Raw genomic sequence first — 23,402 nt, forward strand, 5'->3', positions numbered from 1 at the left:
TATATTTGTAAGATTGCAAATTTTGAAGTAAAAACAACCAATATATCTTATGAGCGAAGAAGCGAATAAAGACGAAGAATCGAAGAAAAAAGACGAATCCAAAAAGCCAATAGAACACCTTACTGGCGAAAACAAAAAAGCATATTCCGCAGATAGTATCCAAGCCCTTGAGGGTATGGAGCACGTGCGTATGCGTCCCTCTATGTATATAGGGGATGTCGGTGTGCGTGGATTGCACCACCTCGTCTATGAGGTAGTCGACAATTCCATCGATGAGGCCATGGGTGGTCATTGTGACACCATCAGCGTTGTCATTAATGAGGACAATTCCATAACCACTCGGGATAATGGTAGGGGTATTCCTGTTGATATGCATAAAAAAGAGGGCATTTCGGCACTTGAAGTGGTAATGACCAAAATCGGGGCCGGTGGAAAGTTCGATAAGGATTCCTATAAAGTTTCCGGTGGACTACATGGCGTTGGGGTATCCGTAGTGAACGCACTTTCTGACAATTTGAAAGCCACCGTATATCGGGATGGGAAAATCTGGGAGCAAGAATACGAGCGAGGCAAGGCGATGTATCCTGTAAAAAGTGTCGGGGAAACTGACGATAGGGGCACTATGGTTACTTTTCATCCCGATGAACAAATTTTTACCCAAACTATCGAGTACAGTTATGAGACCCTGTCTAATAGAATGCGTGAACTTTCATTTTTAAACAAAGGAGTGACCATTTCATTGACCGATAGACGCCAGAAAGACGAAAACGGTGAGTTTGTTTCGGAAACGTTCTATTCCGATGAAGGATTAAAGGAATTCGTACGGTTTTTGGATGGCAACCGCGAGTCCTTGATTCAGAATGTTATCGCTATGGAAGGCGAGAAAAATGACATTCCGGTAGAGGTCGCGATGATTTACAACACGAGTTATACCGAGAACCTACATTCATATGTCAATAATATCAATACCCATGAGGGAGGTACCCATTTATCGGGTTTTAGAAGAGGATTGACAACCACCTTGAAGAAATATGCCGATGCGTCGGGAATGCTCGACAAATTAAAGTTCGAAGTGCAGGGTGACGATTTCCGTGAGGGATTGACAGCCATTGTTTCGGTGAAAGTGCAAGAACCGCAGTTCGAAGGGCAGACTAAGACGAAATTGGGGAACCGCGAGGTTTCTTCGGCGGTATCTCAGGCTGTTTCCGAAATGTTGACCAATTACCTTGAAGAACATCCAGATGATGCGAAGATTATTGTTCAAAAAGTAATTTTAGCAGCCCAAGCAAGGCATGCGGCTACCAAGGCCCGCGAGATGGTACAGCGCAAGACCGTAATGAGCATCGGCGGACTTCCCGGAAAACTATCCGATTGTTCTGACCAAGATCCTGTCAATTGCGAAGTATTTTTGGTTGAGGGAGATTCAGCTGGCGGAACGGCCAAACAAGGGCGTGACCGTAATTTTCAGGCCATCCTTCCATTGAGAGGTAAAATCTTGAATGTCGAAAAAGCCATGACACATAGAGTGTTCGAGAACGAGGAAATCAAGAATATTTATACTGCACTGGGCGTGACCATTGGTACCGAAGATGATAGTAAGGCCCTAAACCTTGAAAAATTGAGATATCACAAGGTCGTTATCATGTGTGATGCCGATGTTGATGGTAGCCATATCGAGACATTGATTCTGACATTCTTTTTCCGATATATGCGCGAATTGATAGAAGGCGGGCATGTCTATATTGCAACACCTCCTTTATATCTTGTTAAAAAGGGAAGCAAAAAACGATATGCATGGGATGATAAAGAACGCGATGAAATCGCCGATAGCTATAGCGGAGGAGTGAGTATTCAGCGTTACAAAGGTCTTGGTGAGATGAATGCGGAGCAGTTATGGGATACCACTATGAACCCGAATTTCAGGACTTTACGTCAGGTAACTATCGATAACGCTACCGAAGCGGACCGTGTTTTTTCTATGTTAATGGGTGATGAGGTGCCGCCAAGGAGGGCATTTATAGAGAAAAATGCCGTTTATGCGAACATTGATGCATAAGAAATGGCACTTACACAACAAAAACCTGCACAGCCCGTGCAGGTTTTTTAGTTTTGGGAAAAACTTACATCATGAAAAGAGTATTTTTCCTACTTGTTGTGTTATTTGGCATTCAAGCAAATGCGCAATCGAATATCAATGAAATACTGGCGGCCGGTCTTAACGATGCAGAGCGATTTACAAATGACTATTTGGCTCCTGTTTCAGAGGGTGCTATGCATAGCATCTCCAATGGTTGGTATAATCACGGTAAGGCGAAACCCTTAGGTGGTTTTGAAATCTCCATTATCGGTAATATGGCCAACTTTAAGAATAAAAACGATAAAAAAGCCTTTACCTTAAATACGGCCGATTATGAAAATTTGCAATTTGAAGATGGAAGCACTTCTAAAATGATTTCATCGGCATTAGGAGATATTGATGGCGTTATTGTATTCGTAGAAGGAGAAATTGCGCCTGGTGTACCCGCGAGAGAAGAGTTCGAATTGCCTACCGGATTGGCTTCCGAAAATATTAATTTTATTCCTTCCGCCTTTGTTCAGGCCAGTGTGGGACTTATAAAAGGCACAGAGCTCAAAGTGCGGTTTTTGCCAAAAATCAACGCTGAAGAATCTTCAATTGGACTATACGGTGTTGGGATACAGCACGAATTCACACAGCATCTTCCAGCAGAGAAAATTTTTCCTGTGGCCATTTCAGGGGTCATTGGATATTCCCATCTTGATGGAACGTACGATTTCACCAATACCAATATCATAGCAGGTAGTGATCAACGAATCGATATGAAATTGAATACATGGGTTTTTCAGGCCGTTGTTTCCACAAAACTTCCGATTATAAACTTTTATGGAGGATTGGGATATCTGAAAGGAAAGTCCACTACTGATATATTGGGAACGTATACGGTACAATCAGGCCCTTTTCAACAGACTTACGAGAATCCATTTTCGGTTAGCAAGGATGCCAGTGGGGTTCGCGCTAATATCGGTACCAAACTGAAACTAGGTTTTTTTAGGCTACATGCCGATTACACGGTGGCGGAATTCAATAGTCTATCTGTTGGTGTGAACTTTGGGTTTAGATAAACTTGACTGAACGAACTCTTTGAAGTCCCGAATCCTATCTCTTTGAGGATTCGGGATTTTTTGTTTCCTTCAACGCCATGTTCCGGTAATGTACAATTCGAGTTTGCTATTGGCTACGATTCAATATGCTAGTGAGATACATCAAATATTTTATCTTACAGGATGATACACTTTATCCCAAAAAATTGCATTTAATCGATATCTTTTTAAACAAAAAACGCATTTTGTCGATAAAAATTAACCATTCATCGAAAATTTCCAATATTAAGTAAGAATATTCCTTCTTAATACAAGAGCCCAATGAAATGATTTATAAGAAATAAGTTTAATACGCAAAACAGCGTAATCCCAAATCCAAACATTATGAAAAACGTACTATTGATTAGAGAAATTTATCTAGAGGCCTTCAAAGACTTGGGAACTAAATTCGTTAAATCTTATTTTAAGGCATTTACGTGGTTTTGCTTTGCGAGTTATCTTGTTTTGATTTACGCGTTCGTGTTTAGAGTTTCTACCGGTTTCGCTTTTGAGTAGGTGGCAAGGGCAGGAATCTTTTTTTAAGTGCCTCTCGGGGGATGAGGCACTTGATGAGGCACTTAAAAAAGATTTAAACGGCCCCATTCAACTATTATGAAAAATATATTTTTAGTCAAAGAAATTTATAGAGAAGCGTTCATGGATTAAAGCACGAAGTTCGCCGTATCATATTTAAAAGCTTTTTTTGGTTTTGTATTTTGAGTTAATTTTTGGTGCTATATGCTTTTACATTTAGCGTTTCTACTGGTTTCGTTTTTGAGTAGGTTACAAAACGGAACACCAAACAAAAAAGCGCCTATCGGGGGATGAGGCGCTTTTTTAATTGGTGCTCAATTAAAAAACGAATAATTACTACTGATTATATTTTTAAAGTTGCTATACTATTATTCTCTGCTCGCAAGCATGAAACCATCTACTCGTTCCAACAGCAATTTTTCATCGGAGTTTTTAAAGCTTACGATATCATCCGCTCTGTCAAGTCCGGGATATGAGATGGTATAGGTATCATCACTATTTAATGACCACTTGAAATCGGATTTGATTTTTATGGAACCATTTTCAATTCTGTGGAACCTTCCGAGATAGGCATCGTTAAAAATCCATTCGTGACGAACAGTTAGTTTAGCGGCATTGGTGGCCTCGACTTCGACACGAGACCATATACCGATTACGGGGTCGTTATTTTCCGGTATTCGCGAGCAATTGCTTGCGAAAATGATGGCGATAATCGCCAAAAATGAAAAGAGCTTTTTCATTATGTAGGTATTTTCTGATTCAAGATTTGGTACTTTAAGAACGTCCGATTTCGAGTTGGTATTGTCAAAATTCGATGTACGGTATCTTATTCCCGTTTTCTTCGTTAAAAACCCTCTTTTTTTAACAAGGGTGCATTTTAACGATCGTTGAAATACACCGTTCAGAACATAATTATAAGACGGGGCGGTCACTTTTATCTGTTAAAATCCCTATTTTTGAATTCAAGAATTCAAATATTTAAAAAAGACATATATGAAAGTAACCGTAGTTGGAGCAGGTGCCGTTGGGGCTAGTTGTGCAGAATATATTGCCATAAAGAATTTTGCATCTGAATTAGTTTTATTGGATATTAAGGAAGGTTTTGCCGAAGGAAAGGCAATGGATTTGATGCAATGTGCCTCGTTGAACGCATTTGACACAAAAATTACCGGGGTCACCAACGATTATTCAAAAACCGCTAATAGCGATATCGCCGTCATCACCTCCGGTATTCCCCGTAAACCTGGCATGACACGAGAAGAACTTATCGGTATCAATGCAGGCATTGTAAAAACGGTCTCTTCGAACCTAATCCAATATTCACCCAATGTAACGCTTATAGTTGTGAGTAACCCAATGGATACAATGACCTATTTGGTACACAAAACGACGAATCTGCCCAAAAATAAAATCATTGGTATGGGTGGTGCCTTGGATAGTGCCCGTTTCAAATACCGTTTGGCAGAGGCCATGGAGGCTCCAATTTCCGATATTGACGGAATGGTTATCGGTGGGCATAGTGATACAGGCATGGTGCCCCTTATCTCCCACGCTACTCGAAATAGCATCAAGGTTTCTGAATTTCTTTCCTCGGAACGCTTGTCACAAGTTGCCGAAGATACCAAGGTTGGCGGTGCCACATTGACCAAATTGTTGGGTACCAGTGCATGGTACGCCCCGGGAGCAGCAGTTTCGGGCCTAGTTCAGGCCATTGCCTGTGACCAGAAGAAAATGTTTCCGTGCTCTACCTTTTTAGAAGGTGAATACGGCTTAAATGACATCTGCATCGGTGTACCGGTAATCTTGGGTAAAAACGGTATCGAGAAGATTGTCGATGTGCCGTTGAGTGATGCCGAGAAGGCAAAAATGCAAGAAAGTGCGGCCGGTGTCACAAAAACCAACGGTCTGTTAGAACTCTAACAGCTTCTTGTGAAATTAATTTCGAACGTTCCTTCTCCATGGTTATGGTGAGGGGACGTTTTGATTTTCATGTTTACCTATAAATATATTGCCAATTCATAGGGTAAATCATATATTTGCACGCTGTTAATAAAAGCATCTCAAACATAAACGTAACCCATGCAGAATAAAGGACTTATAAAGCTTTTTGCACTCCTCTTCGGTCTAGTGAGTATCTATCAATTATCCTACACTTTTATAACCAGTAAGGTCGAAAACGAAGCGGAAGTCTTTGCCGCAAGTAGAATTTCAGATTCGGAAGAGGATTATGTTTCAAAGCGCGAAGCTTTAGAGGCCAGTTATTTAGATTCCATAGGAGGTAACCCGATATTAGGCTATACCGACTACAACGAGGCCAAGAAAAAAGAATTGAACAAAGGGCTTGACCTTAAAGGGGGAATCAATGTTACCCTTCAGATTTCTATAAAAGACATCTTGAAAGGTCTTGCCAACAATACTAAAAACCCGGTTTTCAACAAGGCCCTGGCTGATGCCGATGCAGCTTCAATGAGCAGTGATGATACCTATATCGATTTGTTTTTCCAAGCTTTCGATAACATAAAGGGAGATGCCAAATTGGCTTCCCCGGATATTTTTGCGAATAAGACATTAAGCGACGAAGTCAATTTTCAAATGGACGATGATGAAGTAAAACCTATCATCCGTAGAAAAATAGATGAATCCATTGTTTCTGCATTTGAAGTACTGCGTGAGCGTATCGATGGTTTCGGGGTAACACAACCGAACATTCAAAGAGAGGGTAACTCAGGACGTATTTTGGTGGAACTTCCAGGAGCTAGAGATATTGCCCGTGCCCAAGACCTACTTTCGAGTACGGCCCAATTGGAGTTTTGGGAAACCTATCCGCAAAGCAATCCGAGTTTTAGTCAGTTTATTGTTGCGGCCAATGACAAGTTGAAGACCATGGTCGATACGACACAGATCGAAGAGCCTATAAAGGAGGAATCTGAAATTGATTCATTACTTTCTGATGTCGCTTCCGATTCTTTGGATCTTGCCAGCCAAGTGAACCCATTGTTCGATTTATTGATTCCTGCAAATCCAGGTAGTAATGCTATGTTCAGGGCGGCTATAAAGGATACTGCCAAAGTAGGGGCATACCTGCGAATGCCCGAGATTCGACGCTTGCTTCCCGCAGATATCCAGTTTACCAAATTTGTGTGGGAACGTCCGCCAACGCCTGAAACCGAAGTTGTAGATCTTTTTGCCTTGAAATCGAACAGGGATGCTATCCCAAGAATAAGTGGCGATGTGGTCAGTGATGCGAGGGACGAATTCGTGAACGGTAAACCAGCCGTTACCATGGCCATGAACACGAAAGGTGCCAAGGAGTGGGAAAAATTGACGGGCGATGCCTATACCAATCAAACAGGTATTGCCATTGTGCTGGACAATAAAGTATATACCGCCCCTGGAGTTTCCTCAGGGCCGATTTCAGGAGGAAGGTCTGAAATCACGGGTGTATTTACAGTGAATGAGACTAAAGATATTGCGAATGTTCTACGAGCAGGTAAATTGCCGGCATCGGCGGAAATTATCCAATCTACCATTGTTGGACCTTCATTGGGTCAAGAGGCGATAGATAGTGGTTTTATGTCGTTTATGCTCGCCATGGCCATCGTTCTGGTCTGGATGATTTTCTATTATGGTAAGGCAGGTGTTTTTGCCGATATCGCTTTGTTGCTGAATATTCTATTGATCTTCGGGGTGTTGACAAGTTTGAACGCAGTATTGACATTACCAGGTATTGCGGGTATCGTTTTGACCATCGGTATGTCGGTCGATGCCAACGTACTGATTTTTGAAAGGATAAAAGAAGAACTTGCAAAAGGAAAAGGCAAGGCACAAGCCGTTGCCGATGGTTTCGACAATGCGCTATCCTCGATTTTGGATGCCAATATTACGACGGGGCTAACCGCCTTGATATTGTTCGTGTTTGGTTCGGGGCCTATCAAAGGTTTCGCCACGACCTTATTAATCGGTATCGTTACCTCGTTGTTTACAGCAATCTTTATTACCAGATTGTTAGTCGATTGGTATATCGGTGGCAAAGGAAGAACCTTGGATTTTTCGACGGCCTTGACCAAGAACCTCTTCAAAAACATCAATATCGATTTCTTGGGCAAACGTAAGATAGCTTACATTTTTTCTGCTATCCTGTTGGGTATCGGTATCTTTTCGTTGATGACCAATAGTCTGCAGCAAGGTGTAGATTTTGTAGGTGGCCGTTCATACCAGATTCGTTTTCAGAACGAGGTAAACCCTTCTGAAATTGCATCCGAGCTTAATACGGTCTTCGGTAGTGGTACAAACGTAAAAGAATTTGGTGACGCCAATCAGATAAAGCTCACGACCCCATACAAAGTCGATGTTGAAGGCGTCGAAGTGGATAATGAGATTCAAGATAAGTTATTTACCGCATTACAAAAATATTTGCCTGATGGAATAACCAAATCCGATTTCATTACAGGTAGTGGTGAAAAATCTATTGGTATCATGCAATCTGTGAAAGTAGGGCCGACCATTGCCGATGACATTAAGAAAAATGCATTTTTGGCGATTATAGGTTCGTTGGCCGTAGTGTTCTTATACATTCTCTTGCGATTTAGAAAATGGCAGTTTTCGTTAGGAGCGGTAGCAGCTGTTTTTCATGATGTTTTGATCGTGTTGGGCGTTTTCTCCCTCTTTGGAAAGATTATGCCATTCAATATGGAAATCGACCAAGCCTTTATCGCAGCTATTTTGACGGTCATAGGATATTCGTTGAACGATACCGTGGTCGTATTCGACCGTATTAGAGAGATTATCAATGAAAAAGGTTGGAAGGCAGGCCACAACACCAATTTGGCCTTGAACAGTACCTTAAGCCGAACTTTGAATACCTCGCTAACCACCTTGGTGGTGCTTTTGGCCATCTTTATTTTTGGAGGTGAGTCACTCCGAGGATTTATGTTCGCAATGATAGTTGGTATTGTAGTAGGTACCTATTCATCGCTTTTTATTGCAACCCCTGTAATGTTTGACTTCTTGAAGAAGAGTGTAAAATCGGGCGAAGCGAAGTAGGTTATAAAAATTGTTAAACAAAAGAACCGTTTTGCCCAGTGACTTCTCAACGGGGGAAACGGTTCTCTTTATTTCAACCTTCCTGTAGAACCATTTTCCTCCATAGTAAGCTCATAAATGTAATCTGGATTAAGACTTGGTTCCCTTCTATGGGAAACGAAGACAATGGTCGTATCACTTTCTTTAGCAAATTTGTTGACTAAGGCCACAAAGAGTAGTGCACTAGCATCATCGAGTCCGGCGGTAGGTTCATCCAAAATCAATAACAATGGATGCTTTACCATGGCCCTAGCGCACATGACCAATCGTTTTTGACCCATGGTAAGGTCATGGAAGAGGCTATCTTTTTTATTCCACATGCCTATAAGTGCTAGCCATTCTTTTGCCAATCGGGTTTGAGCCTCGGTAGGTCTGACATAAAGACCGATAGAATCGGTAAGGCCGGAAATCAACATATTTTGGACGGTATGGTAGCCCATAAATTTATCTGTCATTGCCGGGGTAAAATAACCAATACGTTTTTTAATGTCCCAAACACTTTCGCCACTTCCTTTCTTTTGCCCAAAAATGAAAAGATTTTCTCCATAGCCTTTTGGATTTTCTCCGGTAATCATCGATAGTATTGTCGTTTTACCGCTTCCGTTTTTTCCTCGAAGCTCCCAGAAACTTCCTTTCTGAATCTTCCAACTGATGTTGTTAAGAATAGGTTTTCCTGAGTATGAAACATTTACATGGTTAAGTTCAATGAGTATATCGCCTTCGAAGTCCATTTTCTCAATCGGTGACGGAATGGTACCATCAAAGTTTTCCGAAGAATTACTAATTCTTGCCTGCTTGACATTAGGGTAGAATGTTAAGTCGGTATTTTTAAGTCTGGCAAAGGTATTGACAAAGGGCAGAAGATCCGATGCCCTACTAATGAGCTGCACGATAGAGGTATGCCGGGTAATTTTCTGTAGTTGATGTTTAAAATCTTCTTGGGAAACGGTATCTAGATTATCAAAGGGATTGTCTAAAATAATGAACTGTGGATTGCTTTTGAGAACATGTTTCAAAAGTGCCTTTTTCTGTTCTCCACTAGAACGGGTGGTAAGACTTTGAAGCGTATCGGACGTGATTGTTTTGATTCCATGCCGTTCTTCCTCATCCATAAATTGTTCCAGTGCCAATTTAGAAAATAGGATACCTCGTTGGCCATTAAGTTCTTTAAATCCAATATTGGCAGGATGATTCAGAAGTTCATCAATTAGGTGACTTTTATCCGAGGAATTATCTATGAAAATTGCCCAATGTTTTTTTTTCATTGACGAACTCTAAAAATATAAGTGGGGTTACCTTTATACTCGGTGGTTTTATCGAGCTGCATACCAATGGCAAAGGCTACTTTTTGGGAGGGGATATTTTTGATATGAATAATGGAAATCAAAGATTCACTCAAATTGTTGTCAAAGGCGAATTCTTTACATTTTTGCGCGGCCTCCGTAGCAAAACCTTGTCGCCAGTATTTTGGTAACATGGAATATCCGATTTCTAGCTCTTTTTTACCGTCAACTTCCTGAACTAATAGTCCACATTGTCCGATGAAGTCTCCCGTTTTTTTGGAAATTAAAGCATTCAAACCTCCTGTTCCGTTTTCATAGCGATGGAAAACCCTATTGAACCAATCTTGGCAGGCGATATTGGGATCCGGATTTTCTCCGAACCAATGTACGGTGCTCAACGGATTCTGATGAAAGGGTAACCAGGTTTCAAAGTCATTTGTCGTAAGCTTCCTGAATTTCAAGCGTTCCGTTTCCTGATCTTCAAGCAGCAAATTCATGGCTTTAATCTGTTAAATTCAATGGTGTCACCCACATCCAACGACCATTTTTCAACTAGCCCTGCATTGACTTCCAGTACGTATTGAACGGGTACTTTTGATGAAAGTCCACTTTCGGTCAAGGGTTGGGCATTTTCTTGATAGCTGGCGACTTTAAAATCTGCGTCTATAAAGATAATGTCCAAAGAAAATTCGGTATTCTTCATGTAGAAAGAATGCAAAGCTTCCTTAGGAAAAATAAAGAGCATTCCCTGATCATCTTCCATTGATGTTCGGTACATGAGTCCTGTCTGGGTTTCGTATTCAGTTTCCGCGAATTCAATATTCAGTTTGGCAATTAAAGAATCACTATCCTTATTGAAGATGGAGAGTTCACCTTCTTTGGTAAAGACAACCGGTTCGGTGGTAACGACCTTTTTCGGTTCGTTTTTGCAAGAACTGCCCAATAATACTATCGAAACGATAAAATATAAAATGAATCTAAGCTTCATGAAAATTATAAGGTTTTCCTAACTCTTAATCCTTCGTTGGTCTAAACATAAAATAAAGCCCAATGATTACAAAAGGAATGCTCAACCATTGTCCGGTAGAAAGCAACCCTAAGGACTCTTCAAAACCTCCTTGACTCTTTTTTACATATTCCACGAAAAAACGAATGGTCCAAAGCAGGACTAAAAACAGACCGAAAAGATATCCCGATTTGTTCTTTTTGTCGGTTTTCCAATACAAAAAGTACAATATTAGAAACACAAAAATATAGGCAACCCCTTCATATAATTGGGCAGGATGTCGATATGGAATCTGTTCCAAAACCTCAGAAAACTGAGGATTATTGACAATCGCATCATAGGCTGCATTGACCGTCTTTTTACCAGTTATTCGCATGGCCTCAGCGGGATGCATATCATCGGAATCTCGAATAAACTTGGTGGCAAAAACAAAATTTTCATCGGTCACCTTGCCATTTATTTCAGAATTGAAAAAATTACCCAAACGTACACAGAAAGCACCGATGGCAAACGGAATGACAATTCTATCTAATATCCATAAGATATTGAATTCAGGGTGTTTTCGGGTATAAAGATACATGCCGGTGATGACTCCGATTGCGGCACCATGACTGGCAAGGCCTGTAAAACCGGTAAACTCATAACCACTAGAGGTTTCTCGAATGGGCAACAGAATTTCGAGCAAATGTTGAGAATAATAGGCCCAATCGTAAAAAAAGACATGACCGAGACGGGCACCCAACATCGTAGCGATAAGGCTATACATAAAAAGCGAATCTAGCTGCTCGGCAGTCTTTTTCTCTTTGAGGAAGATTTTCTTCATAAGATACCACCCAAGGGCAAATGAAGTGACCCAAAGAAGATTATAATACTTTATCTGTAAAGGGCCGAGACTGAAAATCGTTTCATCGGGATTCCAGATGATACCTAAGAAGTGCATGTATTTGGATTTTGGTGGCTAAGATAGTTAAAATAGAAAATAGAGAAGAGAACATAGATGAGATGATGTGGTAAATAAATTTTCAGATCCCAATAGAAATCATTTTTGGGATTTGGGATTCGGAATTTGATTTTTTGAGCCATTTATGGTACTGGGTCGTACCCTTTACCACCCCATGGATGACAACTAAAAATACGTTTTATTGAAAGCCATCCTCCTTTAAAAAGCCCATGTTTTTTTAAGGCCTCCAAAGTATATTGTGAACAGGTGGGCGAGTATCGACAGGTTGCAGGAGTATAAGGTGAAATAGCTGTTTGATAGAACCTCACTAGAAATATGAAAGGGGCTATCAATATTTTTTTCACGCTCGTTTTCTTAGTTGCTGTTTTTTAATTGTTGTTGGCAGGTATCAAGAAACACTAAAAGTGGTGCCCTCTTTTCCGTCTTTCAGTTGAATGCCCAAACTGGAGAGTTCATCCCTAATCTTATCGGAGGTAGCAAAATCTTTATTCGCTCGTGCTTCCATTCGAAGTTGGATCAACAATTCGACAACGCCCACCAATTTTTGACCATCTGCCCCTGATTCACTTTTTCGCTCCAATCCGAGTACATCGAATATAAAGGCGTTCAAAGTCTCGCGAAGGATTGTTTTGTTATCCGCCGAAATACCGGCATGGCCTTCTTTGATTTGGTTGATATACTTTACGGCGTCGAACAATGTGGCAATAAGGATCGGGGTGTTGAAATCATCGTTCATGGCTTCGTAGCACTTCTTTTTCCATGCTTCCACGTCAAAGCCTGAAGTTTTGCCCGTCTCTAGCGTAGATAGCGTGTCCAAAGCTTCCATCAATCGATTGTATCCTTTTTCAGAGGCTAACAAAGCATCATTACTGAGGTCCAAGATACTGGTATAATGGGCCTGCATCATAAAAAAGCGAACCACTGAAGGCGAAAAAGGCTTACTAAGAATGTCGTTTTCACCCGAGAATATCTTACCCGGTAAAATATTGTTTCCGGTAGACTTTGCCATTTTTTTACCGTTCATCGTCAGCATATTGGCATGTAACCAATAGTTTACCGGTGGATGGCCATTACTGGCCTCGGCTTGTGCGATTTCACATTCATGGTGTGGAAATTTCAAGTCCATACCGCCACCATGTATGTCGAACGTCTCCCCGAGATATTTTGTGCTCATTGCGGTACATTCCAAATGCCAACCAGGAAAACCATCTCCCCAAGGCGAAGGCCATCGCATGATGTGTTGCGGCTCTGCTTTTTTCCAGAGGGCAAAATCCTGAGGACTTTTTTTGTCGTCTTGAGCGGTAAGTTCACGGGTATTGGCGATCATATCCTCCAATTTTCTGCCACTCAACTTCCCGTATTCGTATGTTTCGTTGAATTTTTTTACATCGAAATAGACCGAGCCGTTGACCTCGTAAGCATATCCTTTTTCAAGAATATCTTTGATAATCTCGATTTGTTCGATAATATGTCCGGTTGCCGTAGGTTCTATACTAGGGGTAGAAAATTGAACTTCTCCAAGATATTGTGAAAATCGACGGTATAGCGCTGTACCACTTCCATCGGCTCCAATTGTTCCAACCTGGCCTTTTTTGCGATTTTGTCCTCTCCATCTTCCGCATCGTCGACTAAGTGGCCGGCATCGGTAATGTTGCGTACATAGCGCACCTTATAGCCCATATGTTTCAAATAGCGAAAAATCATATCGAACGACATGAACGTTCTACAGTTGCCCAAGTGGACATTGCTATACACCGTAGGGCCACAAACATACATGCCTACATGCCCCTCGTTCAAAGGTTTGAAGACATCTTTTTTACCGGTAAGGGAATTTGATACTCTTAGATTTTGGCTTTCGTAAAGCTGCATTTCGTAGTAAAACGATTAAAAGTTGGTATCAAGGTTTATATAGTCCAAAAATTCGCGGCGTACGGCCTCATCCTTGAATTTGCCTCCATATTCAGCGGTTACGGTGCTACTTTCGATATCACGTATACCCCTCGAATTGACACATAAATGCTTGGCGTCGATGACACAGGCAACGTCATCGGTACCCAAAACACGTTGCAGTTCACGTACAATCTGAATGTTCAAACGTTCTTGTACCTGAGGCCGCTTGGCATAATAATCTACGATACGGTTCATTTTTGAAAGTCCGACAACGGTTCCGTTCGAGATATAGGCTACATGGGCCTTTCCAACAATGGGGAGCAAATGATGCTCACAGGTAGAATACAGCGTGATGTTCTTTTCGACCAACATCTCGCCATATTTGTATTTATTCTCAAAAGTTGACGATTTGGGCTTTCTCTCGGGATGAAGTCCTCCGAACAATTCTTTCACGAACATTTTGGCGACCCTATCAGGAGTACCCTTTAAGCTGTCGTCATCTAAGTCAAGGCCTAAGGTCAGCATGACTTCCCGGATGTTTTCACGTATCCTTTCGATTTTTTCGTCATCGTTCAAAACAAAAGCATCTTCCCGTAAGGGTGTATCCTCTGATGACGAAATATGTTCTTTCCCCATCTCCTCAAAATGTTCTTCCAAACTCCTATCAATTTTCATCTAAAAATTGCTTTAAAGAACGGCAAAGATATACATAAAATGGCACTTTATACCTTCTACGGGGCGTTACACAACATAAATTAGTGTTAAGACAAGAGAGCCACTATTTTTGACATCAACATCCGAAACCTACTTATGAAGCGCTATGCTCTTCTGTTCTTATCTCTTTTATTCGGGATGGCCTATGCGAACGCACAGGTTGCTCCCGATTGTTCCAATGCCATACCTATCTGTAACAATACTCCGGTAAATGGGGGTACGAATAGTTTTGGCATCGATGATTTCAATGGCAGTACTAGGTCTGGATGTCTTGAAGAGGCTCTTTCAGGCATCATCGAGTCCAATTCGGCCTGGTATCGTTTCCGGACCGCGGAAAGTGGGCAACTTGGTTTCAATATCGGCATCGATAAGAAGGAGGATTGGGATTTTGCTCTTTACAAATCCGACGATTGCAATAACCTTGGAGAACCCGTTAGATGTAATTTTTTTCGATAATCAATATGAGAAATCCTTCACCGGGGTAGGGGAAGACCCTACTGGGGATAGGGAGAACGCTCAATACGAAGCCTGGTTGGATGTATCACCTGGAGAGGATTATTATCTGTTGATCAATAATTTCAGCAATGACAATTCCGGATTTTCGATACAATTTTCCGGAAGTATTTTTATCGCCTACCCTGATACCGCTTTGGATTGTTCCATTATCAGTAATCTTTTGGGCCCGCCTATTTCGGCCTGTGAAGGTGAGACGGTCACCCTGGATGCGATGACATCCGGTGCTACATATGATTGGCAAATGGACTCAGGTAGTGGTTTTCAACCCATTACTGGAGAGCATGCCTCGACACTTGATGTATCGCAGGCGGCGATGTACTGGGTAAGGGTAACAACACTCGCCGAGACAATCGATAGTTATGTACAAGTTGCTTTTTCGGCGGTGCCAGTGGCCAATCCGGTTTCTGATGATGCCTCATGTTCCGGCAATAGCACGTATGATTTGTCGGTAAAAGATGCAGAAGCGTTGAAAAGTCAATCTCCCAGTGAATATTTGGTAAGCTATCACGAGTCTCAAAGCGATGCCATTAACGGAATAAATATTCTTCAGAAACAATATACGATGGACTTTGGTTCTAGACCCATATTCGTGCGGGTAACCTCATTGAATAATCCTAAATGCTTCGATGCCACCCAGCAGTTTCAGTTAACTGCGCTGGAAACTCCTTCGATTGATTTTCCTTTGGAAGGATACCTGTGTGCAACAAATGGCAGTGTGACCATTGGAGAAACACAGGCCGATTCTAATTACACTTATCAATGGGATACTGGCGAAACCACACCTAGTATTTCGGTTACGGCGGAGGGCGACTATACCCTGATCATAACGAATGCTCAAAATCGACTTAGTTGTTCCGAAACGGCCATCATCAATGTAACGGAATCCATACCGCCCCAAATTACAGAAGTCATTATTGAAGACCTTCGAAACAATAACAAGGTAACTTTAGTCGTGGAGAATGAAGACAGTTTCGAGTATCGCTTGAATGACGAACCCTATCAGGCCGCACATGTCTGGTATAATGTATTGCCCGGTGCGCATACCATTACTGTGAACGACCCTAAAGGTTGTGGTGCCATCACCGAGGATATCGTTGTAGTGGGTTTCCCTAAATTCTTTACCCCGAACGGTGATAATACGAATTCGCAATGGCACATTGAAGGGTTGTCCTACCTAGAGAACCCTGTAGTATTCATCTATGACCGCTACGGGAAGTTGATGAAACAATTGACCGCTCAAGATATCGGTTGGGATGGTACTTTAAACGGTAAACCTATGCCCTCGGCGGACTATTGGTTCAAACTGACCTATACTAGGGCCAGTGATGGCGAACAGGTAACCGCAAAATACGTAAACAATCATTTTGCTTTAAAAGATGATTTGGCATTTCATCGATTAAGTGCAGAAAATCCCGATAAAACATACTAAAATACGTGTGGCAGAGTTATATTATTGATCAATTGTTCACTATTAGCCCCACTATTTATGCGAACACTCCTTTGTTTTGTTTGCTGTCTGCTCTTATTTTCAGTAGCGGCAACTGCACAAAATTCCCCAGATTGTAGAAGTGCCATACCTGTCTGCGCCGATGCGCCCATTATGGGTTTTGCCAACGGTAGCGGTGATATCGACGATTTTGATCCCGAGACGATCAATCAAACGGGTTGTTTGGAAAAAGGGAGCAATAGTTCCTCAAACATTGAACACAACACGGCTTGGTATGTTTTTCGTGCAGGTACCGGTGGTCAAGTAGGTTTTGATATTGAGGCATTGGCCGTACCTGGTTCTACTACCGTCACTGCTGAATGGGATTTTGCCGTATATGGCCCCGATGTAGATTGCGGCGATATTAGTAATGGCACTGCCCAACCCATCCGATGTAATTACGAAACCAACGACACAAATTTTACAGGTATCGGTGTTAACCCGATAAGCGGGCAGGAAGGCGCACCTTTCTTAAAGCAAAGCTTGAATACGTACGATGAATGGCTTGATGTACAACCGGGAGAGATTTACTATATATTGATTAATAACTACAACACGAATTTTGACGGTGACGAGGAACAATTTATCTTGACCTTTACCGGAAGTTCGGTTCAAGACGATCAAAACACCGCTTTGGACTGTACCTTGAGGGATGAATTTTTAGGATTGGATATCGTTGCCTGCGAAGGTGATCCCGATATTACTTTAAGTGCTTTGAACTCCCCGGTGGGCCCTGATATTCTCAATGTCAGATGGACCGTCGATTATGAGGATGACGGAACCCCTGATGCAACCTTGACGGGGACCGGTCCTTTCGGAGCCGAGTATGTAGTGACAAGTCCGAATTCTGGACGTTACTTTGCGGAGATTACCACAATTTCAGGAACGCCACCGACTGTTGCCGATGTTGGAGGCATTCTGATTACATTTCATGGAATTCCTGTTTTAGACCGTGTAGAAACCTTGGATACCAATCTAAACAAAGATCCTGATCAAAACAATATCGAGTTTTTTGTAGTAGGGAATAGTGATTACGAATTTGCGATAAATGGGGGCGAGTTTCAAGACGACCCGGTTTTCACCGACGTACCACCTGGAATCAATACGGTAATCATCAATGATAAAAATGGCTGCGGCATTACCGAACCCATTGAATTTTTAGTTGTGGGATATCCTAAATTTTTCACGCCCAACAATGACGGAATCAATGACTTTTGGCATGTTCTTGGTATTGAAACCCTCGATTCGCCATTGCTTTTTATTTTCGACCGATATGGTAAGTTATTAAGCCAGTTGGATTCCAATTCTGTAGGTTGGGACGGCACACTTAATGGCAGGCCTTTGCCTTCTAGTGATTATTGGTTTAGACTGGAATACTCCATGTTAGAGGATGGAGTTCAAATCGCAAAAACAAGACAATCGCATTTTACGTTAAAAAGATAAAAGGCGGTTTACAGGAAAATGTAAAAAGACCGGCCCCGAAAATTTTCGGGGCCGGTCTTTTTATATTAACTATATATCGACATTAGAAATTAACGGTGTATGCCAAAGTTACATTAGTATTGATATTATTGATGAAGGCAGGGGTCGTAAATCCAGTATCGAACAACTGTCTGTTGAAATCTTGTTCGGTGCGATTAAAAGCCAAATCCAATCGGCTTCCCCCAAAATTATATCCTAGTCCAGCCGAAAAGCCATTAAGATCTCCAATAGTTACACCATTGGCATAAGGGCTTTGTTCAAAACGATATCCTCCTCGAAGACTGACTTGGGCGATTCGATATTCTCCTCCGATTCGTATCGAAGAAACTGAAGCCAGTTCACTGACGATTTGATCGTTGACAGTGGCGAAACTAGTGTCGGAAACGGGTTTTAATTCAGCCCTTGACATATCTTGAAACCCATAATCAAGGCTTAGAAGTCCATTTTTTCCAAAGATTATTGCCAAACTTCCTGTCCATTTTTCAGGGGTCTTAATCGTGTAGGTATCGAATAGGTTGACCACATCAAAATTGATGAAATTGATATCTTCATCCGCTAAATCAGAATTTATGCGTTGTGAAGTATCATCGGTAAGACGGTACCATGTGGGCGATTGATAACTCGTTCCAAGGCGAACGAATTCATTCAATTTTGCAATGGCCCCTAGACTAAAAGAAAACCCAGAACCCTGGGTTCTCAAATAATTATCGAATGTCGTGAACTGTATCTCTGAACCGGCATCATATCCATCCTCAAAAAACCGGTCGAGTTGCGTGTATTGCACATTATGGAAGTTCAACGATGCACCCAACTGAAGACGGTTTTCATATTGGGTAGCGGCATTTATGGTGAATTTACTGTTATAGCCCGTCGTGGATCTTGAAAATTCTTGGTTAACTGTGCTATAATCGGCATTACTGACATAATCCAAATTGTCGTCATCTGAACTCTGTGGGTCTATTATTCCTCCGAAATATCCTAAAAAGGCCTGTTGGTCGGTAAACCCTTGTTGCGAACCGATGTCTAAATAGGCATTTTCCAAGAGCTCGCCATCCTGCAATAGAATCGCACCGAAAGGAACCCCATTTGCAAAATTCAAAAAATAATTGTCAATGCCCTGATTGCTATTTCCTGAAACAAAGAATTCATCATCGAGGTCTTGAACGACATCATAGTTGATGGCCAAGGACAGTTTTTTCCATTTGGAATCGGGATTTGTAGTTTTGAAAACCATCACTCCTCCAACTTGATTAATATCCAAGTTGTTGGTTACACGGCCATTATTGCCATTAAAATAACTTGAAGCGTTATCACGGTTATAACTCGTACCTGAAATGGTAAATAGGCTATTTGCGAATACCGCGGATCCCGCAGGATTGATATTAAGTGCCGAGAGGTCGCCGCCAAGGGCACCAAACGCACCACTTAGACCTTGAAAACGTGCGGTACCTTGAAGATTGTCAGTGCTGTAGCGCAGTACATCGTCAATATTTTGTGCGCCTACGAACGTGCATGCCAATAGCACCATGAAAGTTATATATCGTTTCATCTGTTATAAATTAAGAATGAATTGTGATTATTTCGGGCTTATTGTCTTCCTCCGCTTCGTCCTCCACCACCGCTTCTTCCGCCACCACCGGAAGAACGCGAACCACCACCTCCAGAGCTCCGAACACTACCGCCGGAGCTTCGTGAACTTCCGCCGGAACTTCTATAACTTCCGCCCGAGCTTCGCGAACTACTGCCCGAACTTCTATAGCTACCGCTACTTCGGGTTCCTGAACTACTTCCAGAACGATAGCTGCTGCTGCGGGGGTGAAGAACTTCGATACGATTGGTTCGTTCTTGAGCTACTGCCTGAACTTCTATACGATCCTGCCCGCGAACCCGAAGTACTTCTATTATATGCTGAAGTTCGTGGTGCTGTTCTTGTACGTGAAGCACTACCGCTTCTATAGCTACCGCTTCTTGGAGATGTACTTCTATAACTTTGGTTACTTCTAGAAGAACTATTATATCGAGGTACCGCCCTGGTGCTCCTACTTGTTCTGTACGATCTATTTTGATCTACTCCGACCGTACGCCGAGAAGCAATACCATTTCTACCACTTCTCGAACTGCGGACATTAGCACTTCTGCTACTGGCCGATCGTGCCGAAGTTGACCGATATCTGGTCGAATTGCTCCTTGTGTTCAGATTGGATCTTCCGCGTAAAGCGTTTCTGGAACTGTTGCCGGCAATTGCATTTCTACCGTAATAACCACGTCGAGAATTGTTATAGGCATAATTTCTTCCGCCCCAGCCCCAGTTGTTCCAGCCCCATCTATTGCCGATCCAAGGGTTGTTCCAGCCCCAGCCGTAGCCTCCGCCCCAGCCCCAGTTGTTCCAGCCCCAGCCGTAGCCTCCGCCCCAGCCCCAACGGTTCCAGCGCCATGGGTTGTTCCAGCCCCAGCCAAAGCCTCCGCCATAGCTCCAGTTGTTCCATAACCATGGGTCATTCCATCCCCAACCGAAGCCTCCGCCCCAGCCCCAGTTGTTCCATCCGTTGTCATAAATATTGATATTTACTGCAGTGGCATTGTCTCCCCATCCCGCATAACCTTGATAATCGTTGTCAGGGTTATAGTAATCTGTCAATCGGGTTGAACTTAGACTATCATTTTCCACACCACTTGAATAGGAATCAACATCGGTGAAAATCTCACCCTCCAAGATTTCTTCGTATTGATCCGCTCGTTGCCCAAAATATTCTGAATAGGTATTCTTCTCCTGCTTTTGTTGGGGAGTAAGTTTTTCCTGTGGCGTTCTTTCGACGATTCTATCGTTCGGGTCGGCATAAATTCCGTCATTGTCATAATACGAGGCCTGTTGGTACGAACCACATGAAACGACGAAAAGCCCAACGAGCATCAAGATGGCCGAAGCGCTAAATTTTGGGAGGGGTAGAGAATTATTCATCATTCTAAATTTAATTGTTGAACATAGTAAAAATAACTAGTTTTACCGAATTATTTCGACAACATAGACACAAGTTCTATGCCAAACTATAGATAATGGGTAAAAATTTGACGAAGCGCAGCGAGGACTATTCCAAATGGTACAATGAGCTGGTAGTAAAGGCTGATCTTGCAGAAAACTCTGCAGTTCGGGGCTGTATGGTCATCAAACCTTACGGATTCGCCATTTGGGAAAAAATGCAGGCTGGCTTGGATAAAATGTTCAAGGATACAGGTCATGAAAATGCCTATTTTCCACTTTTCATTCCCAAGTCCTTTTTGAGCAAGGAGGCGAGCCATGTCGAGGGTTTTGCCAAGGAATGTGCCGTGGTGACACACTATCGGCTAAAAAATGCGGAGGACGGAAGTGGGATTATCGTAGATCCCGATGCCAAATTAGAAGAGGAACTTATCGTGAGGCCGACATCAGAAACTATTATTTGGGATACGTATCGCCGTTGGATTCAATCGTATCGTGATCTTCCCCTACTAATCAATCAATGGGCCAATGTTGTGAGATGGGAAATGAGGACCCGGCTATTTCTTCGTACCACAGAATTTTTATGGCAAGAAGGGCACACTGCTCATGCCACAGAGCAGGAAGCCATCGATGAGGCGGAATTGATTATGAACGTCTATGCCGATTTCGCCGAAAGCCATATGGCGGTTCCGGTTATTAAAGGTGTTAAAACAGAAAGCGAGCGGTTTGCCGGCGCGATCGAGACCTATTGCATAGAAGCCTTAATGCAAGACGGAAAGGCACTTCAAGCGGGTACTTCCCATTTTTTGGGACAAAATTTCGCAAAGGCGTTTGACGTGAAATTTGCGAACAAAGAAGGAAAACAAGAACATGTTTGGGCAACTTCTTGGGGTGTTTCAACACGTTTGGTCGGTGCATTGATCATGACGCACAGTGATGATAACGGACTCGTGCTTCCGCCAAAACTTGCGCCGATTCAGGTTGTAATCGTTCCTATTTATAAAGGTTTGGAACAGTTGGATGCCATTTCGGAAAAAGTAAATCCGTTAGTTAAAGAACTGCGTGCCAAAGGAATTTCGGTGAAATTCGATAATAGGGATACACATAAACCCGGCTTCAAATTCAATGAATATGAACTGAAAGGGGTGCCGGTACGACTTGCGATTGGGCAGCGTGATATGGCCAACGGAACGTTTGAAGTCGCCCGAAGGGATACTTTTGAAAAGGAGACCGTTCCCATGGGCGAGGTGGTTGCGAAAATCGAGTTTTTGATGGAAGATATTCAGCGAAATATCTTTGAAAGGGCCCATAATTATAGGGAAGAACATATAACCCCTGTTGAAACCTATGAGGAATTCAAGGAGGTTCTCGAATCGAAAGGTGGATTTATTTCTGCGCATTGGGACGGCACCGTCGAAACGGAAAATCGAATAAAAGAGGAAACCAAGGCCACAATTCGCTGTATTCCGATAGATGTGAAAGAGGAGTCTGGAAGCTGTATATTGACCGGTAAAGCATCTCCGTATAGGGTACTATTTGCCAAGGCCTACTAAAAGCTTCCAAAATTTGTCGGTAAGGGTTGTGATAGTTAAAAATAATTGTATTTTTGCAACCGCAATAAACGAAGTTAAACGCGCGAGGGTAGAGGTACGAAGGTTTGCAGTGTTGCAATTTTTTTGATTCGTACTTCGTAAATCGCACTCCTTGACTTTAAAAATTGGCCCGTTCGTCTAGGGGTTAGGACGCCAGGTTTTCATCCTGGTAACAGGGGTTCGATTCCCCTACGGGCTACGAAAGTGCGAACTTAGAATTACAAAGTACAAACAAAAGATTTCGTACTTTGTAATTCTTACTTCGTACCTCAAAAATGGCCCGTTCGTCTAGGGGTTAGGACGCCAGGTTTTCATCCTGGTAACAGGGGTTCGATTCCCCTACGGGCTACAAAAGTTCGAAGAGGATCGGTGAAGAAGGATTTAAAAAAATATAACAAAGAAATAGGATGGCAAATCACAAGTCAGCGTTAAAAAGAATCAGAAGAAACGAGGCAGTACGCCTGCGCAACCGTTATCAGCATAAAACGACCCGTAACGCAATTAAAAAATTGCGTTCCGAAGAGAAAAAGAAAGATGCGGAGAAATTGTTGCCCGAGGTAATCAGTATGATCGATAGGTTGGCAAAACGTAATATTATCCACGATAATAAAGCGGCCAATTTAAAGAGCAAACTGACAAAGCACGTTGCGGCGTTATAAATAAAACAAATTCCAATCCCGATAGCTATCGGGAAAAATTCCAAATTTCAAGAGTTCATCT

General features: G+C 42.3%; 19 protein-coding genes, 2 tRNA genes and 1 pseudogene. 12 read left to right on the plus strand and 10 right to left on the minus strand.

What is annotated here, in order from left to right:
- The first annotated feature begins 49 nt into the window (after positions 1 to 49).
- The 3 genes from gyrB (at position 50) to N8A86_RS21670 (ending at position 3,675) form a co-directional block, all read left to right on the plus strand.
- Positions 50 to 2,056 carry a DNA topoisomerase (ATP-hydrolyzing) subunit B gene (gene gyrB / locus N8A86_RS15035; RefSeq protein ID WP_273566141.1) on the plus strand — a complete coding sequence of 669 codons (2,007 nt, stop codon included), beginning with the start codon at positions 50 to 52 and terminating at the stop codon, positions 2,054 to 2,056.
- Between the two features lie 71 nt (positions 2,057 to 2,127).
- Positions 2,128 to 3,141, plus strand: a complete 1,014-nt coding sequence (locus N8A86_RS15040; RefSeq protein ID WP_273566142.1) for a DUF6588 family protein — start codon at positions 2,128 to 2,130, stop codon at positions 3,139 to 3,141.
- 363 nt (positions 3,142 to 3,504) lie between these two features.
- Entirely contained in the window at positions 3,505 to 3,675 is a 171-nt protein-coding gene (locus N8A86_RS21670; RefSeq protein WP_337251630.1) for a DUF6747 family protein, read from the plus strand.
- Positions 3,676 to 4,061: 386 nt separating this feature from the next.
- On the opposite strand, the gene N8A86_RS15045 is transcribed toward N8A86_RS21670, so the two are convergent.
- A complete protein-coding gene (locus N8A86_RS15045; protein ID WP_273566143.1) occupies positions 4,062 to 4,433 on the minus strand; it encodes a hypothetical protein in 372 nt (123 codons plus the stop codon).
- A 253-nt stretch (positions 4,434 to 4,686) separates the two neighbouring features.
- Here N8A86_RS15045 and N8A86_RS15050 point away from each other — a divergent pair, with 253 nt between their 5' ends.
- Entirely contained in the window at positions 4,687 to 5,613 is a 927-nt protein-coding gene (locus N8A86_RS15050; protein WP_273566144.1) for a malate dehydrogenase, read from the plus strand.
- Positions 5,614 to 5,772: 159 nt separating this feature from the next.
- Positions 5,773 to 8,736, plus strand: a complete 2,964-nt coding sequence (gene secDF, locus N8A86_RS15055; RefSeq protein WP_273566145.1) for a protein translocase subunit SecDF — start codon at positions 5,773 to 5,775, stop codon at positions 8,734 to 8,736.
- A gap of 68 nt (positions 8,737 to 8,804) precedes the next feature.
- Here the strand turns inward: secDF and N8A86_RS15060 are convergent, their stop codons facing one another.
- The 7 genes and pseudogenes from N8A86_RS15060 to folE all read right to left on the minus strand — a co-directional run bounded on the left by N8A86_RS15060 (position 8,805) and on the right by folE (position 14,590).
- Positions 8,805 to 10,040 (minus strand): ATP-binding cassette domain-containing protein, encoded by a 1,236-nt coding sequence (locus N8A86_RS15060; RefSeq protein WP_273566146.1) that lies wholly within the window; start codon positions 10,038 to 10,040, stop codon positions 8,805 to 8,807.
- Entirely contained in the window at positions 10,037 to 10,555 is a 519-nt protein-coding gene (locus tag N8A86_RS15065) for a GNAT family N-acetyltransferase (protein WP_273566147.1), read from the minus strand. The genes N8A86_RS15060 and N8A86_RS15065 overlap by 4 nt, the downstream gene beginning before the upstream one ends.
- Entirely contained in the window at positions 10,552 to 11,046 is a 495-nt protein-coding gene (locus N8A86_RS15070) for a DUF192 domain-containing protein (RefSeq protein WP_273566148.1), read from the minus strand. Before N8A86_RS15070 ends, N8A86_RS15065 begins: the two co-directional genes overlap by 4 nt.
- Before the next feature lie 25 nt (positions 11,047 to 11,071).
- Positions 11,072 to 12,004: a prolipoprotein diacylglyceryl transferase gene (gene lgt, locus N8A86_RS15075; RefSeq protein ID WP_273566149.1), complete on the minus strand. Its 933-nt coding sequence runs from the start codon at positions 12,002 to 12,004 to the stop codon at positions 11,072 to 11,074.
- A gap of 143 nt (positions 12,005 to 12,147) precedes the next feature.
- On the minus strand, positions 12,148 to 12,369 hold the full coding sequence (yidD, locus tag N8A86_RS15080; protein ID WP_273566150.1) for a membrane protein insertion efficiency factor YidD: 222 nt from the start codon (positions 12,367 to 12,369) through the stop codon (positions 12,148 to 12,150).
- A gap of 44 nt (positions 12,370 to 12,413) precedes the next feature.
- Positions 12,414 to 13,894 (minus strand): annotated as a pseudogene (gene cysS / locus N8A86_RS15085) (cysteine--tRNA ligase).
- Positions 13,895 to 13,909: 15 nt separating this feature from the next.
- The gene (gene folE, locus N8A86_RS15090) at positions 13,910 to 14,590 is read right to left on the minus strand and encodes a GTP cyclohydrolase I FolE (protein ID WP_273566151.1); all 681 of its coding nucleotides are present in this window, start codon (positions 14,588 to 14,590) and stop codon (positions 13,910 to 13,912) included.
- Between the two features lie 135 nt (positions 14,591 to 14,725).
- Here folE and N8A86_RS21675 point away from each other — a divergent pair, with 135 nt between their 5' ends.
- From N8A86_RS21675 to N8A86_RS15100, 3 genes are read left to right on the plus strand one after another with little or no spacing between them, the layout of a single operon-like run.
- A complete protein-coding gene (locus tag N8A86_RS21675) occupies positions 14,726 to 15,085 on the plus strand; it encodes a hypothetical protein (protein WP_337251631.1) in 360 nt (119 codons plus the stop codon).
- Positions 15,051 to 16,574, plus strand: a complete 1,524-nt coding sequence (locus N8A86_RS15095) for a T9SS type B sorting domain-containing protein (RefSeq protein ID WP_337251632.1) — start codon at positions 15,051 to 15,053, stop codon at positions 16,572 to 16,574. The genes N8A86_RS21675 and N8A86_RS15095 overlap by 35 nt, the downstream gene beginning before the upstream one ends.
- 57 nt (positions 16,575 to 16,631) lie before the next feature.
- The gene (locus N8A86_RS15100; RefSeq protein WP_273566152.1) at positions 16,632 to 18,074 is read left to right on the plus strand and encodes a T9SS type B sorting domain-containing protein; all 1,443 of its coding nucleotides are present in this window, start codon (positions 16,632 to 16,634) and stop codon (positions 18,072 to 18,074) included.
- An 82-nt stretch (positions 18,075 to 18,156) separates the two neighbouring features.
- On the opposite strand, the gene N8A86_RS15105 is transcribed toward N8A86_RS15100, so the two are convergent.
- Together N8A86_RS15105 and N8A86_RS15110 are read right to left on the minus strand one after the other, a co-directional pair.
- A complete protein-coding gene (locus tag N8A86_RS15105; RefSeq protein ID WP_273566153.1) occupies positions 18,157 to 19,662 on the minus strand; it encodes an OmpP1/FadL family transporter in 1,506 nt (501 codons plus the stop codon).
- A gap of 234 nt (positions 19,663 to 19,896) precedes the next feature.
- Positions 19,897 to 21,075: a hypothetical protein gene (locus N8A86_RS15110; protein WP_273566154.1), complete on the minus strand. Its 1,179-nt coding sequence runs from the start codon at positions 21,073 to 21,075 to the stop codon at positions 19,897 to 19,899.
- Between the two features lie 92 nt (positions 21,076 to 21,167).
- Between N8A86_RS15110 and proS the strand changes: the two genes are divergently transcribed.
- The 4 genes from proS (at position 21,168) to rpsT (ending at position 23,341) form a co-directional block, all read left to right on the plus strand.
- Positions 21,168 to 22,643 carry a proline--tRNA ligase gene (gene proS / locus N8A86_RS15115; protein ID WP_273566155.1) on the plus strand — a complete coding sequence of 492 codons (1,476 nt, stop codon included), beginning with the start codon at positions 21,168 to 21,170 and terminating at the stop codon, positions 22,641 to 22,643.
- Positions 22,644 to 22,809: 166 nt separating this feature from the next.
- Positions 22,810 to 22,881: transfer RNA gene (locus N8A86_RS15120), tRNA-Glu, on the plus strand.
- 78 nt (positions 22,882 to 22,959) lie between these two features.
- A tRNA-Glu gene (locus N8A86_RS15125) sits at positions 22,960 to 23,031 on the plus strand.
- Between the two features lie 58 nt (positions 23,032 to 23,089).
- Positions 23,090 to 23,341, plus strand: coding sequence for a 30S ribosomal protein S20 (gene rpsT, locus N8A86_RS15130; protein ID WP_273566156.1), 252 nt, complete (start codon positions 23,090 to 23,092; stop codon positions 23,339 to 23,341).
- The last annotated feature ends 61 nt before the right edge of the window (positions 23,342 to 23,402 follow it).

The sequence above is a fragment of the Maribacter halichondriae genome, from assembly GCF_027474825.1.
In the GTDB taxonomy this organism is placed as follows: domain Bacteria; phylum Bacteroidota; class Bacteroidia; order Flavobacteriales; family Flavobacteriaceae; genus Meishania; species Meishania halichondriae.